The sequence below is a fragment of the Saccharopolyspora sp. ID03-671 genome, from assembly GCF_045278815.1.
Taxonomy (GTDB): Bacteria; Actinomycetota; Actinomycetes; order Mycobacteriales; family Pseudonocardiaceae; genus Saccharopolyspora; species Saccharopolyspora ipomoeae.
Genome location: NZ_CP134054.1, coordinates 3,401,842 through 3,415,570, shown reverse-complemented (window position 1 = coordinate 3,415,570; position 13,729 = coordinate 3,401,842). Strand labels below are relative to the sequence as shown.

General features: G+C 72.4%; 15 protein-coding genes and 1 riboswitch. Of the genes, 10 read left to right on the top strand and 5 right to left on the bottom strand.

The features are described from left to right. Window positions 1-80 precede the first annotated feature (80 nt). The 3 genes from REH65_RS15635 to dapA all read left to right on the top strand — a co-directional run bounded on the left by REH65_RS15635 (window position 81) and on the right by dapA (window position 2,399). Entirely contained in the window at window positions 81-806 is a 726-nt protein-coding gene (locus REH65_RS15635) for an ESX secretion-associated protein EspG (RefSeq protein WP_406692970.1), read from the top strand. A gap of 104 nt (window positions 807-910) precedes the next feature. Beyond that, complete coding sequence (locus tag REH65_RS15630) at window positions 911-1,525, top strand: DUF3159 domain-containing protein (RefSeq protein WP_406693175.1); 615 nt, start codon at window positions 911-913, stop codon at window positions 1,523-1,525. Between the two features lie 31 nt (window positions 1,526-1,556). Then, on the top strand, window positions 1,557-2,399 hold the full coding sequence (dapA, locus tag REH65_RS15625; protein ID WP_406692969.1) for a 4-hydroxy-tetrahydrodipicolinate synthase: 843 nt from the start codon (window positions 1,557-1,559) through the stop codon (window positions 2,397-2,399). A 90-nt stretch (window positions 2,400-2,489) separates the two neighbouring features. On the opposite strand, the gene REH65_RS15620 is transcribed toward dapA, so the two are convergent. The 3 genes from REH65_RS15620 to REH65_RS15610 all read right to left on the bottom strand — a co-directional run bounded on the left by REH65_RS15620 (window position 2,490) and on the right by REH65_RS15610 (window position 5,081). Continuing rightward, window positions 2,490-3,194, bottom strand: a complete 705-nt coding sequence (locus tag REH65_RS15620) for an ankyrin repeat domain-containing protein (RefSeq protein WP_406692968.1) — start codon at window positions 3,192-3,194, stop codon at window positions 2,490-2,492. Window positions 3,195-3,446: 252 nt separating this feature from the next. Continuing rightward, window positions 3,447-3,986 (bottom strand): GlcG/HbpS family heme-binding protein, encoded by a 540-nt coding sequence (locus REH65_RS15615; protein WP_406692967.1) that lies wholly within the window; start codon window positions 3,984-3,986, stop codon window positions 3,447-3,449. A gap of 150 nt (window positions 3,987-4,136) precedes the next feature. Further along, window positions 4,137-5,081, bottom strand: a complete 945-nt coding sequence (locus tag REH65_RS15610) for an N-acetylglucosamine kinase (protein WP_281457003.1) — start codon at window positions 5,079-5,081, stop codon at window positions 4,137-4,139. 189 nt (window positions 5,082-5,270) lie between these two features. Here REH65_RS15610 and REH65_RS15605 point away from each other — a divergent pair, with 189 nt between their 5' ends. Further along, complete coding sequence (locus REH65_RS15605; RefSeq protein ID WP_406692966.1) at window positions 5,271-6,113, top strand: amidohydrolase family protein; 843 nt, start codon at window positions 5,271-5,273, stop codon at window positions 6,111-6,113. A gap of 141 nt (window positions 6,114-6,254) precedes the next feature. Here the strand turns inward: REH65_RS15605 and REH65_RS15600 are convergent, their stop codons facing one another. Next, window positions 6,255-7,295 (bottom strand): SIS domain-containing protein, encoded by a 1,041-nt coding sequence (locus tag REH65_RS15600; RefSeq protein WP_406692965.1) that lies wholly within the window; start codon window positions 7,293-7,295, stop codon window positions 6,255-6,257. A 271-nt stretch (window positions 7,296-7,566) separates the two neighbouring features. Here REH65_RS15600 and REH65_RS15595 point away from each other — a divergent pair, with 271 nt between their 5' ends. The 3 genes from REH65_RS15595 (at window position 7,567) to REH65_RS15585 (ending at window position 10,623) form a co-directional block, all read left to right on the top strand. After that, window positions 7,567-8,322 (top strand): GntR family transcriptional regulator, encoded by a 756-nt coding sequence (locus REH65_RS15595; protein ID WP_281457000.1) that lies wholly within the window; start codon window positions 7,567-7,569, stop codon window positions 8,320-8,322. A gap of 149 nt (window positions 8,323-8,471) precedes the next feature. Next, window positions 8,472-9,332, top strand: a complete 861-nt coding sequence (locus REH65_RS15590) for a hypothetical protein (protein WP_406692964.1) — start codon at window positions 8,472-8,474, stop codon at window positions 9,330-9,332. Window positions 9,333-9,498: 166 nt separating this feature from the next. Continuing rightward, a complete protein-coding gene (locus tag REH65_RS15585) occupies window positions 9,499-10,623 on the top strand; it encodes an alpha-lytic protease prodomain-containing protein (protein WP_406692963.1) in 1,125 nt (374 codons plus the stop codon). Window positions 10,624-10,718: 95 nt separating this feature from the next. Here the strand turns inward: REH65_RS15585 and thiE are convergent, their stop codons facing one another. Then, window positions 10,719-11,390, bottom strand: coding sequence for a thiamine phosphate synthase (gene thiE / locus REH65_RS15580; protein ID WP_406692962.1), 672 nt, complete (start codon window positions 11,388-11,390; stop codon window positions 10,719-10,721). Between the two features lie 70 nt (window positions 11,391-11,460). Next, window positions 11,461-11,568, top strand: a riboswitch (TPP riboswitch). Here thiE and thiO point away from each other — a divergent pair. From thiO to REH65_RS15565, 3 genes are all read left to right on the top strand, one after another. Next, window positions 11,560-12,678, top strand: coding sequence for a glycine oxidase ThiO (thiO, locus tag REH65_RS15575; protein WP_406692961.1), 1,119 nt, complete (start codon window positions 11,560-11,562; stop codon window positions 12,676-12,678). It overlaps the preceding riboswitch by 9 nt. Beyond that, window positions 12,675-12,875 (top strand): sulfur carrier protein ThiS, encoded by a 201-nt coding sequence (thiS, locus tag REH65_RS15570; RefSeq protein ID WP_406692960.1) that lies wholly within the window; start codon window positions 12,675-12,677, stop codon window positions 12,873-12,875. The genes thiO and thiS overlap by 4 nt, the downstream gene beginning before the upstream one ends. Window positions 12,876-12,877: 2 nt before the next feature. Then, window positions 12,878-13,642 carry a thiazole synthase gene (locus tag REH65_RS15565; RefSeq protein ID WP_281456995.1) on the top strand — a complete coding sequence of 255 codons (765 nt, stop codon included), beginning with the start codon at window positions 12,878-12,880 and terminating at the stop codon, window positions 13,640-13,642. Window positions 13,643-13,729 lie beyond the last annotated feature (87 nt).

Genomic DNA, 13,729 nt, shown 5'->3' with positions numbered 1-13,729 from the left:
GTCCCGCCCGGGTCGAAGCGCGCCCGAGAGAACCGACCACTGATAACACTGGGTACCGCCAACGCGAAATGTGAGCTGTGATGGTTGAGACGATCACCCTGTCGGCCCCCGCGGTCGACCTGCTCGGTGAGCAGCTGAACCTCGCCGTCCGGCAGTACCCGTTCGAGCTGCCGCGCATCGCCGAGCTGCCCGAGGACCGTAACCAGGTCGCCCAGCGCGTCTGGCAGGAGCTGGAGTCCACCGGCCTGGCGCGCAACGGCCGCCCGGAACCCGAGGTCGAGGACGCCCTCTACCTGCTGTGCAGCTCGGAGGTGTCGATCGCGGCGTCCGGTCTGCTCGACGTCCGCGCCGGTCACCGGCTCGCGGCCAGGGTGGTGGCGACCGGCGAGGTCGGGGTGCTCGGCGTCTTCGACGGCCGGGGGATGCGGATGACGTTCCTGTCGCCGAGCGCTCTGCCGCGCACCGCCGCCGACCTGCTCCCGGACGCGCCCGTCGGCGCCGGTCCGGCGCTGCGCGCGGTGGCCGACCGTCGCGGCGGAATGCCCGCCGACGCCGACATCGAGGGCCTTCCCGAGCTGCGCGCCGTCACCTCGCGGCCCAAGTTCCGCTTCGGCCACTTCGTCGTCGCGGGCGGCCGCCGGGCGCGGGTGCCCAACCTGATCTGGTTCGACACCGACCGGGGTCGCTACGCGATGCAGGGGGAGCGGGTCGATGGCCAGGACGCGGTCGCGTGCCAGCCCGCGGACAAGCCGACCATCGCCGCCGAGATCGCGACCCTGGTGGAACGCGCCCGCCAACTCGGGTAGAGCTGGAGACCGGGATCGGACATTTTGGTTCGGCCGGAACTTAGGGCAGGCTTAGTGTCGTGACGCAGGAGACGGACATCGAGCGGGACGACCGCGATTCGTTCATGCGGTTGCTCGGCGGCCGCGGGAGTGCGATCGACGCGAGCCTCCCGCCCATCGCCTTCGGCGCCGGCTGGTTCTTCGGCGGCGAGTCGATCGTGATCGGCAGCGCCGCCGCGGTTGTGGTCGGAGCCCTCATCGGCGGCTACCGCCTGCGCAAGGGCGCTCGGCCGCTGGCGGTCCTGATCAGCCTGCTGGCGGTGATGCTGGGCGCGCTCATCGCGATCCGCACCGGCGACGCCGCCGACTTCTTCCTGCCCCGCCTGGCCAGCAACGCGCTGAGCGCGCTGGCCTGGATGACCAGCATCGCGATCCGCTGGCCGCTGCTCGGCGTCGTCGTCGGCGTCGCCCTCGGACAAGGCCGCAAGTGGCGTCAGGACCCCGACCTGGTGCGCGGCTACAGCCGGGCCAGCTGGGTGTGGGTCGGGCAGTACGCGGTGCGGCTGGTGGTGTTCATCCCGCTGTGGCTGGCCGGGGCGACCGGGCCGTTGACGATCGCGCAGGTCGTGCTGACCTGGCCGCTGGTGGCGGTGTGCGTGGCGGTGAGCTGGTGGGTGCTGCGCCGGTCGCTGCCGGGGGATCACCCGGGCATGCGTCACCCGCGGGAACCCGCGACGTGACACCTCCGGGGCGCGGGCGCACAATGCGCACATGTCTCTCGGCAGCGTGATCACCGCGATCGTGACCCCGTTCGACGACCGGCAGAAGGTCGACGAAGAAGCCTTCCTGAACCTGTTCCGCCACCTGCTGGACAACGGCTCCGACGGTGTCGTCGTGTGCGGGACGACCGGCGAGGCGCCGACGCTGTCGGACGCCGAGCACCTGCGGCTGGTCGAGCTCGCCGTCGGCGAGCGTCCCGAGGGCGTCACGGTGATCGCCTCGACCGGTTCGAACAACACCGCGCACGCCTGCTGGATGACCGAGCGCGTCACCGAGATCGGCGCGGACGGGATCCTGTCGGTGACCCCGTACTACAACAAGCCGAACCGGCGCGGTCTGGTGCGGCACTTCACCGAGATCGGCAAGGCCACCGACAAGCCGGTGGTGCTCTACAACGTCCCGTCGCGGATCGGGTTGTCGCTGGACCACGACCTGCTGCGCGAGCTCGGCCAGGTCGACAACCTCGACTACGTCAAGCAGGCGGACAACGACGCGCTCGCCCAGATCGACGGCCTCGGTCTCTACGCGGGCAACGACGACGGCTTCGCCCAGGCCCTGGACCTCGGCGCGCTCGGCGGCATCCTGGTGGCCAGCCACCTGGTGGGGCCGCAGATGAAGCAGATGGTCACCGACCCGGCGCGCCGCGCCGAGATCGACGCGAGCCTCAAGCCCCTCTACTCGGCCCTCGGCGTCACCACGAACCCGATCCCGGTCAAGGCGGCCCTCAACCTCCTCGGTCACCACGTCGGCACGCCCCGTCTGCCCCTGGTCGAGGCGGACGAAGCCGAGCTCCAGGTCATCCGAGGCGCCCTCACCGAAGTCGGCCTCCTCTGACAACACCTGACCCAGCGTCGAAAACCGCTGTTTTCGCGCGACGAAAACCGCTGTTTTCAACGCGCGAAAACAGCGGTTTTCGTTCTGGGGTCAGGTGGAGCGGAGGATTCGGGCGAGGTCGGTGTGGCCGTCTCGTTCGGCGTGCTGGAGGGCGGTGACGCCGTCCCGGTCGGGGATCGAGGGGTCGGCGCCGCCGTCGAGGAGGGCTTGCACGGCCTGCTGGTGGCGGGGGCCTCCGTCGCCGAGGACGACGGCCTCCAGCAGCGCCGTCCAGCCCAGGTCGTTGACGTGGTCGACGTCGATGCCGGTGCGCACCGCGGCGCGGAGGTACTCGACGTGGGCGTGCTCGCCCGCGGGGATCAGCGCGGTGCCGCCGTAGCGGTTGGTGAGGGCGAGGTCGGGGTCGGCGGGCAGCAGGGTTTCGAGCATGCCGACGCTGCCGGTGACGCCGGTGACCAGGAACGGGGTGTCGCGGCGATCGTCCTGGGCGTCGGGGTCGGCCCCGGCGCGGACGAGTTCGCGGGCGACGTCGACGTGGTCACCGAGGGCGGCGAGCAGCAGCGGGGTGCGGCGGTGCTCGTCGCGGGCCTCGACGTTGGCCCCGGCGCCGAGCGCGGCGCGCACGGCGCCGATGTCACCGGCGTCCGCGGCGCGCAGGAGCTGGTGATCGGACACGGTCGTCTCCTGGGAGGGGCAGGAGCAGCCGCCGGGGGGAGCCGGCGGCTGCTCGGCGGGTGCGCAGGAAGCCAGCGCGAGGGCGGTGAAGATCCCGAGCGCGAGGCGTCGAGTGTGCATGGAACGTCCTTCCGCTCGGAGGGGGCAGACCGGTCCCCGGGGGCAACGGGAACCGGCCCGGTCGGGATCGCCCCAGTCCGCGGTCCAGGATTACGGCGGTAACCGGGTGCCGGATTACGGCCGCAATCGGGTCCCGGATTACGGCCGTAGTCGGGTGCCGGGGTACGGCCGTAGTCGGGTCCCGGATTACGGCCGTAATCGGGTGCCGGGGTACGGCCGTAGTCGAGTCGCGGATTACGGCCGTAATCGGGGTCAGCGCAGGTCGGCCTGGATGGCCTGCAGGCCGGCCTCGGCGAACTCCTCGTCCAGGTCGCCGCTGGGTGCGCCCGCGACGCCGATGCCGGCGATCGGGGTTCCGGCGCTGACCGGGACACCGCCCGCGAGGAAGAGGGTGTTCGGGATGTCGCGCAGCGTGGCGCCCTGACCACCGGCCTGCTTGCTGAGCTCGGAGGTGGTCTTGCCCCAGGCGACGGCGGTGTAGGCCTTGCGCTCGGCGGAGTCGAAGCTCTGCGGGCCCGCGCCGTCGCCGGTCAGCTGGACGCGCTCGTTGCCCGCGCGGTCGACGACGGAGACGGTGACGTGCTGGCCCTTGGCCTCGGCGGCGTCCAGGGCGGCCTGGGCGGCCTTGATCGCGGCGTCGGCGCTGAGGACCGGCTGCTGGGCGACGACGGCCGAGGGCTTCGGCGCCTGCTGCGCGGTGGGGTCGGCCTGGGCGACGGTGAGGCCGGTGGCTCCGCCGAGGAGGCCGATGCCGACGAGGGTTCCGACGAGGGCGCGGGTGCGGGTCTTCACGGGTGGTTCTCCCTGTTCGTTGGTGCGTTCCGGCGTTGTGCTCCCAGCTTCGGCGCTGAGGAGGCGCGGGACGTCGATCCAACGGCTCGTCCCCCGGCGTCGGCCGGTCGATCCCGGATCAACCGATCAGTTGATGCGGGATCGACCGCGTCAGCCCAGGAGCGTCTTGTGCAGGGAGTTCGGGTCCGGGGACAGCGGGAGCGCGGCCAGCCAGGCGGCACCGGCGGCACCGGAGCCCGCCGTGAGCGGCTCCGGCCAGGAGCGGGCCTCCAGCTCGGCGCGCAGGGCCTGGCCGATGCGGTCGTCGGGACCGAGCAGGCCACCGGCGAGCACCACCGGGGAGCTCTGGTCCGGCCGGGCGGTGGCCGCGGTGTCGGCCAGCAGCACGGCCGCGCGGTGCACGATGTCCTCCGCCGCGTCGTCCTCGGCCGCCGTGACCAGCGGCGCGAGCTCGGCGAGGCGGATCGGTTCACGCGCGTTCGCCGCGGTGATCAGCGCTTTGCGCTCCGGTGGCACGCCCAGGCGCGCGCAGACCTCCTCGGCCAGGCCCTCGATCACCGCGCCGCGCTCCAGCGCGCGCAGCGTCGCGCGGACGGCCTCGCGACCGAGCCAGTACGCCGAGCCCTCGTCGCCCAGCAGCCAGCCCCAGCCGCCGAGGGTGGCGACCACGCGGTGCTCCTCGACGCGCTCGGCGACCGCGCCGGTCCCGGCGATCAGCACCGTTCCCCGCGGCTCCGGCGTCCCGGCGGCGAAGGCGACGACACCGTCGCTGACCGGCGTCGTCCCGCAGCCAAGGCCCAGCCGCGACCACTCGTCGCGGAAGAACTCGCCGAATGCGGGATCGGCCATCTTGCTCACCCCGGCCATGCCGAGCACGCACCCGCGCACCGCGGCCGGGTCGTGGGCGCCCAGGGCCTGCCGCGCGGCGCTCGCCATCTGCGCGACGGCCTCGGGCGCGGGGTGCGAGTTCGGGTTGCCGCCCGCTGCCTCCCCGACGCCCAGCACGCGACCGGACAGGTCGCTGACCAGGGCGCGGCTGCTGGTGCCGCCGACGTCCAGCCCGAGGACGAGGGCCGTGGGGTCATCACCGTGCATGCGCTCTTTCTACTCCGGCGCGGCGAGCGGGGCGTGCGATACGACGGAAAGTGATCAATCCGGGGCCTGGTCTCGCGGACGGGGAGCGGCTATACATCGAGGCGTCGTGTCACCGTCGGGGAGAAGAGAGAACATGCGCGACGCCCACCCGAGCGCTCCGTCTGATGTGGACACCCGCGGAGGCGCTCGATGACCGTGGACACCCACCACCACCTGTGGGATCTCGACGTCCGCGACCAACCCTGGATGACCGGCCCGGAGATGGATCCGCTGCGCCGCGACTTCCGCCCGGCGGACCTGCAGGCCGCGCTGCGCGGCACCTCGGTCGAGGCCACCGTGCTGGTGCAGACGGTCGCCGACCCGGACGAGACGCCGGAGATGCTGGTGCTGGCCGAGACCGTCGACCGGATCGCCGCCGTCGTCGGCTGGGTCGACCTCACCGCCAAGGACACCCGCGAGCAGATCGGCCGGTTGCAGACCCACCCGTCGGGAGGCTGGCTGCGCGGCATCCGGCACCAGGTCGAGGACGAGGACGACCCGGACTGGCTGGTCCGGCCGGACGTGCTCGCCGGGCTCGGCGCGGTGGAGGACGCGGGACTGCTCTACGAGCTGCTGATCCGCCCGCACCAGCTGCCCGCCGCGATCAAGGCCGTCGGGCAGTTCCCGCAGCTGACGTTCGTGCTCGACCACTGCGCGAAACCGCCGGTGGCGACCGGGGAGTTGGAGCCCTGGGCGAGCCGGATCCGCGCGCTGGCGGCGCACCCGAACGTCGTCTGCAAGCTGTCCGGCCTGGTCACCGAGGACGAGTGGGCGGCCCAGCCGGACCCGTCGCGGCTGCGCGCCTGCGCCGACGTGGTCCTGGACGCCTTCGGCCCGGGTCGCGTCATGTTCGGCTCCGACTGGCCGGTCTGCCTCCTCGCGGCCTCCTACACCGAGGTCCTCGGCGTCGCCAAGGACCTCACCTCCGGCCTCAGCGACACCGAGCGCACCGCCGTCTTCGACACCACGGCCCGCGAGATCTACACCCTCTGACGGGAAGTTTTCATGAAAACTGTCCCGTCCCACGACGACGGAGACCTCCGTGGAGGCCTCCGTCGTGGGGAGGTGGGGAAGTTTTCATGAAAACTTCCCCGTCCCGGGGAGAGCGCAGTTCTCATGAAAACTGTCCCCGGGTCACGTGGTCTTGGTGATCTTCTGGAGGCCCCGGGGGTTATCGGGGTCGATGCCCCTGGCCAGGGCGAGGTCGAGGGCGAGTTGCTGGGCGGGCAGGATCTCCAGGATCGGGGCGACCTCCTCGGCCGTCTCCGGCAGCGGGATGCGGTGCGAGGCAGGGGTTTTCGACGCCGCGGAGCCGATGGCGCAGATCTCCGCGCCGCGCTTGTGCACCGCGTCGATCACCTCGCGGGTCGATTCGCCGCCCAGGCCCGCGCTGCAGACCGCGAGCACGGCGGTCTCGTTGTCGACGGCGGCGACCGGGCCGTGCAGCAGGTCGGCGCCGCTGTAGGAGCGGGCCGACAGGTAGCTGGTCTCGGCGAGCTTGAGCGCGGCCTCGTGCGCGGTGGCCAGCGAGTACCCGCGCCCGGTCGTCACCAGGCGGCCGGCGAACCGGTAGCGCTGCGCGGTCTCCTCGACGGGGTCGCGCGACTCGTCGAGCGCGGTGGCCGCCAGGTCCGGGAGGGCGCGGGCGTGCGCGCCGTCCCCGCCGCGAATGGCATCGATGAACAGGTACAACGCCAGCAGCGTGGCGCTGTAGGTCTTGGTCGCGGCGACCGCCCGCTCCGGGCCCGCGCAGATGTCCAGCGACAGCTCGGCGGCCGAGGCCAGCGGCGAGTCGGCGGTGTTGGTGACCGCGACGGTCAGCGCTCCGCGCGCCCGGCCGGACTCGGTGACCGCGACGAGGTCGGGCGAGCCGCCGCTCTGACTGACGGTCACCAGCAGCACGTCGGTCAGGTCCGGCCGGGCGCCGTAGAGCGTGGTCGTCGACGGCGAGGTGAGGCCGACGGGCAGTTGCAGCAGCACCTCGATCAGGTACTTCGCGTAGAGCGCGGCGTGGTCGCTGGAACCGCGCGCCGCGAGCAGCGCGAACCGCGGGCGCCGCTCGGCCACGGCCGCCGCGACCTCGGCGATCTGCTCGCGGGCGGCCAGCAGGTCCGCGAAGACCGCGGGCTGCTGGTCGATCTCGTCCTTCATGTGGGTGCCGGGGGTGGCGGACATGTCGGGCCCATCCCTTCCATAAGGTCCAGACCAATTCTACTCGGTCCGGAACCGGAGAGCACTGGCGTTCGTCCGATGGACGGCTTCACCGCGACCGCCGGGGCGTCACGGATTGTGGTGAGCGACACTCATTGTCAACAGGAATCGGCGTTAGTGTGCTCGCACACCAAAGACTGAATTGATCAGCACGCACGATCTGCGCCGGGTGCGTTCCGCGCGGCGGCGCGGTCGGGCATGCTCGATGGTCAGGCTGCGGCGGGTAGGAGGAACGATGCTCGACACGACCGTGTCCGGCGGGGCGGATCCGCAGGGTCGCGCGCCGCGGGAACCGAAGTACTGGGGTCTCAAGCAGCACCTGCTCGACCTGCTGCGGTCGATGCCCCCCGGTTCGCCGATCCCCACCGAGCGCTCGCTGGCCTCGGAGTTCGACGTCTCCCGCACCACGGTCCGCCAGGCCCTCGCGGAGCTGACCGTGGAAGGCCGGCTGCTGCGCGTGCAGGGCAAGGGCACCTTCGCCGCCAAGCCCAAGGTCGCCCAGCGGCTCCAGCTGTCCTCCTACACCGAGGACATGCGCGCCCAGGGCAGGCAGCCCACCTCCCGGCTGCTGGAGGTCGTCGAGGAGGCCGCCGACGAGGAGCTCGCCGTCCTGCTCGGCACCAAGGCCGGGTCCGCGGTGCTCCGCCTGCGCCGCCTGCGGCTGGCCGACGGCGAGCCGATGGCCATCGAGACCACCCACCTGCCGCTGGCCCGCTTCCGCGGCCTGACCGCGAGGCTGGAGTCCGGCGGCTCGCTGTACCAGGTGCTGCGGGAGACCTTCGAGGTCGAGCTCGGCCACGCCGAGGAGACCATCGAGACCGCGCTGGCCAGTCCCGAGGAAGCGGAGCTGCTCGGCTCCGACGTCGGCCTGCCGATGCTGCTGCTGTCCCGGCACTCCTTCGACACCGAGGGCCGCCCGGTGGAATGGGTGCGTTCGATCTACCGCGGTGATCGCTACAAGTTCGTCGCGCGCCTGAATCCGCCCGCCTGAATCTTCACGCTGCGCGCAATCGGAATTCCGGGCAGTGACACCGCTTTTCGTTACACGTCGTGGGAGTGCTCACGAAAGACGCGGGCGGGGAGAAAACCTCGCGGGCGTGCGCGTTGGGTGGGGCAGAGCGAAGGACTCCCATTGCGCGTGTGAGGGAAATGGTGAAGGGCGGCGCGGATTCGGCCGAAGAAGATCGGCCGGAGAAGCAGAGCGAGAAGAAGATGCAGGTCTCCCCGGCTCAGGTCGGCGGAGCGGCGCTGGCGTCGGCGACGGCGGCGTTCCTCGGTTCGCGGCTCGGCGTGGCCGGGACCGTGCTCGGCGCGGGCCTGACCAGCGTGATCATCACCGTCGGCGGAGCGCTGTACCAGCGGTCGTTCGAGAAGACCCGGGAGAAGGCCGCAGTCGCCGCCGCGAAGGCCGCCGAACTGCGGCAACGCCGCACCCAGCTGGGGCGGCCGAGGTCCGGCGAGACCGAGGAGGTGACGCGGAAGCTGGAGGTCACCGGCCTGCAGTGGCCCGGCGGCGAGGCCGTGGATGAACCCGCGACCGTCGAGAGGCCCGGGGCCGTCGAGAAGCCCGGGGCCGTCGAGGAACCCCGCACCTTGCTCTCGCCGCCGGTGCCCCGCCGCAGGTGGGGGCGTTGGGCGCTGGTCGGCGCGACCTGCGCGTTCGTGTTCGCGGTGAGCATGCTGCTGGTCACCGGCTTCGAGGGGATCACCGGTCGTCCGCTGTCCGGCGGTGATGGGACGACGCTCGGTCAGGTGCTGCAGCCCGCCCCCGTCGAGGCCGAGCGGACCGAGCCCACCACCGGCGAACCGGCTCCGACCAGCGAGGCGCCGTCGGCGGAACCCTCCGCTCCCTCCACCCCGCCGAGCAGCGAGGCCCCGATGCCCACGGCGCCGCCGACCGAATCCGGTTCTCCCACAACGCAACCCTCGACCACCGAATCCGCACCGGAGTCGACCGAACCCGCTCCGCAGTCGACGCTGCCGGGACTCCCGCTCGGATAAATGCGAAAAACGGTGAAACGCCGCCATTCTGTCGGTGATCTCCGATGAAAGGGGAGTTGTTTTGCGCACATTGCGCTAAAAGCTGGATGTGATTTCCCTGAGAGGATCTGATACTGGACCGGCGACGGGGCCTTGAGAGATCAGGTCACTACAAGGGAGACACGAGATGAAACGTAGACTCGCGGCTCGCATTGCCGGGACCGTTCTGGTCACCGCGGGCACGGTCGCCGCGCTCACCGTGCCGGCCACCGCCACCGCGCCGACCGCCGTTCCGGTGGCGGGCACGTTGCTGGAGGCCATGCAGCGCGACCTGGGCCTCACCGAGGCGCAGGCCCTCGACCGGCTCCACCTCGAATCCGCGGCCCAGCGCACCGAGAGCACCCTGCGCGGCGCGTTAGCCGACGCCTTCGGCGGCGCCTACTTCGACTCCGCGACCGGCAAGCTCGTCGTCGGCGTGACCGACGCGGCCCGCTCCGAGCAGGTCCGCGCCGCCGGGGCCGAGGTCCGCCAGGTCGCCTTCAGCGCCCAGCAGCTCACCGGCGTCATCGACGGCCTCAACGCGGGCAAGGCGCAGGCCCCGCAGAGCGTCACCGGCTGGTACACCAGCAACCGGCAGAACGCGGTCGTCGTCACGGTCAAGCCGGGTGCCGCCGCCGAGGCCGCGCAGTTCGCGCAGGCCGCGGGCGCTCCCGACGGCGCGGTGAAGATCGTCGAGTCGCAGGAGCAGCCGAAGACGCTGATGGACGTGGTCGGCGGCAACGCCTACTACATCGGCAGCGGTGCCCGCTGCTCCGTCGGCTTCGCCGTTGACGGCGGTTTCGTCTCGGCAGGCCACTGCGGTGGCGCCGGCGACACCACCACCGAGCCCAGCGGCACCTTCGAGGGCTCGTCCTTCCCGGGTGACGACTACTCCTACATCTCCGTCGGCGACGACGACACCCCGCAGCCCGCGGTGAACAACTACCAGGGCGGCACCCAGGCCGTCGCCGGGTCGTCCGAGGCCGCCGAGGGCGCCTCGATCTGCCGCTCGGGTTCCACCACCGGCTGGCACTGCGGCACCGTCGAGGCCAAGAACCAGTCCGTGCAGTACGAGCAGGGCACGGTCGAGGGCCTGACCCGCACCGACGTCTGCGCCGAGCCGGGCGACTCCGGTGGCTCGTTCATCTCGGGCGACCAGGCCCAGGGCATGACCTCGGGTGGTTCGGGCGACTGCAGCAGCGGTGGCACGACCTACTTCCAGCCGGTCGGCGAGGCCCTGTCCGCCTACGGCGTCTCCCTGCTGACCCAGTGATCTGAGACTTCCCCGCTCACGGCTTCTGTCGTGGGTGGGGGAAGTTCTCATGAAAACTGACACGACCCCCGGGACCAGTCCCGGGGGTCGTCGTGTCAGGGAAGTCGCGACCGCAGCTCGCGCGCCGCCGCGGCGGGGTCCTCGGCCTCGGTGATCGCGCGGACCACCACGATCCGCTCGGCACCGGCCTCGACGGCCTCGTCGACGTTGTCGAGCCCGATGCCGCCGATGGCGAACCACGGGCGACCGTGGCCGCGGTGCTCGGCCGCGTGCCGGACCAGGTCGATGCCCGCGGCCGGACGCCCGGGCTTCGTCGGCGTCGTCCACACCGGGCCGGTGCAGAAGTAGTCCACACCCGCCTCGGTGGCCGCCGAGTCCGCCTGCGCGATGTCGTGCGTGGAGCGGCCGATCACCACCTGGTCGCCGACGACGCGGCGGGCGAGCTCCACCGGCAGGTCGTCCTGGCCCAGGTGCAGCACGTCGGCCTCGGCCGCGAGCGCCACGTCGGCGCGGTCGTTGACCGCCAGCAGCGCCCCGTGCCGGACGCACGCCTCCGCCAGCACCTCCAGCGCCGCGAGCTCCTGGCGAGCCTCCAGCGGAGCGCCGTTCGGGCCCTTGTCCCGGAGCTGGATGATGTCCACCCCGCCCTCCAGGGCGGCGTCGACGAACTCCGCGAGATCACCCCGCTCGCTCCGAGCGCCGGTGCACAAGTACAACTTCGCCTCGGCGAGGCGAGCGCGAATCCCGAAGCCGTCCAAACCAGGCATGCCCCCAGCCTAGAGGAGGGCGGGCCCAACCAACCTCTGACGTCGTGATCTGCGGACGGGTAGTGTGGTGGGCGGTGAGCACGGGAGCCCGGCGGACCGGGCTGAGAGGGAGCGCAGGGCTCCGACCGTCGAACCTGATCCGGGTCATGCCGGCGCAGGGAGCGTGGAGTTGTCTGGGAAACGAACCGATCATGTCGTCGTGGTGGGCGGCGGAGTCGTCGGCCTGTCGGTGGCCTGGCGCGCCGCCGAGGCCGGGAACCGGGTGAGCCTGGTCGATCCGGCCCCCGCCTCCGGCGCATCGCACGTGGCGGGCGGGATGCTCGCCCCCTTGGCCGAGGCGTGGCCCGGCGAGGAGGAACTGCTCGAACTCGGCACGACGTCGCTGGACCGCTGGCCCGGCTTCGCCGACGAGCTCGCGCGCGCCGCCGGACTGCCGTCCGGGCTGCGCACCGAGGGCACGTTGATGATCGGCGTCGACGGCGCCGACCGCGGCGAGCTCGACACCGTCGCCGGGTACCTGGCCGGGCTCGGCCGCAGCGTCACCCGGCTGACCGGCCGCGAGCTCCGCAAGCGCGAACCCGCGCTGGGCCCCGCGGTGCGCGGCGGGCTGGAGATCCCCGGTGATCTCGCGGTGGACAACCGGCTCGCGCTGACCGCGCTGCAGGCGGCGGCGAAGGCGGCGGGCGTGGAGTTCGTCGCCGAGCGCGCCGAGCGGGTCCGGTCCGGTGCCGTGGAACTGGCCGACTCCGAGCTGGAGTGCGACGTCGCGGTGATCTCCGCGGGCGTGCGCTCCGGAGATCTGCACCCCGCGCTGTCCGGCAAGATCCGCCCGGTCAAGGGCGAGATCCTGCGGCTGCGGCGCCGCGCCACCGCGCTGCCGCCGCCGGTGCGCACCGTGCGCGGCCCGGTGCGCGGCAGGCCCTGCTACCTGGTGCCGCGCGACGACGGGGGAGTGGTGCTCGGCGCCACCCAGCACGAGGTCGGCTTCGACACCGAGGTCACCGTCGGCGGCGTCCGCGACCTGCTCTCCGACGCCGAGACCGTGATGCCGGGCATCGCCGAGTACGCGCTGGTCGAGGCCACCGCAGGGTTGCGCCCGAGCACCGCCGACAACCTGCCGCTCATCGGCTGGCTGGAACCCGGGGTGCTGGCCGCCACCGGACATCACCGGGGCGGGTTCCTGCTCACGCCGGTCACCGCCGACGCGGTGCTGGCGCTGCTGCGCGGGGACGAGCCCGGCGCGCTCATCAAGGCCACCGATCCGAGTCGTTTGGGAGGGCAGCAGTGAACGTCGTGATCAACGGCGAGGCGCGGGAGGTCGCCGCCGACGCCACGCTCGCGTCGGTTCTGGACGACTTCGGCGTGCCGGAACGAGGCGTGGCCGTGGCCCTGGACGGCGCGGTGGTGCCGCGCGCGTCCTGGCGGGGCACGGCGGTGCACGCCGACGCCAGCATCGAAGTCCTCACCGCAGTGCAAGGAGGGTGACCGTGGACGACCCATTGGTGATCGCCGGTCGTGAGTTCGGTTCGCGTCTGATCACCGGGACCGGCGGGGCCACCAACCTCGCGGTCCTGGAGCGCGCGCTGATCGCGTCCGGCACGGAGCTGACCACCGTCGCGATGCGTCGCGCCGACGCGGGCGGCGGCACCGGCGTGCTCGACCTGCTGCGCAAGCTGGGCATCGAGGCGCTGCCCAACACCGCGGGCTGCCGCACCGCGGCCGAAGCGGTGCTCACCGCCCAGCTGGCCCGCGAAGCGCTGGAGACCAACTGGGTCAAGCTGGAGGTGGTGGCCGACGAGGACACCCTCCTGCCCGACCCGGTGGAGCTCCTCGACGCCGCCGAGCAGCTGGTGGACCAGGGCTTCGTCGTCCTGGCCTACACCAACGACGACCCGGTGCTGGCGCTGAAGCTGGAGGAGGTCGGCTGCGCGGCGGTCATGCCGCTGGGCTCGCCGATCGGCACCGGCCTGGGCATCCGCAACCCGCACAACATCGAGATGATCGTCTCCCGGGCGAACGTCCCGATCGTCCTCGACGCGGGCATCGGCACGGCCTCCGACGCGGCTCTGGCGATGGAGCTCGGCTGCTCCGCGGTCCTCCTTGCCACCGCGGTCACCCGGGCCCAGGACCCGGAGCGGATGGCCACGGCCATGCGCTCGGCGGTCGAAGCGGGCCGCCTCGCCTCCCAAGCGGGCCGCATCCCCCAGCGCTTCTGGGCCCAAGCCTCCAGCCCCGGTACCCCGATGGGCTAGGGCAGAGGACGGTTCTAGCGAGAATCGCCCGGGGTTCGGACCACCGAATCCCGGGCGATTCTCACCGAAAACCCGTCCTTGCCCGAG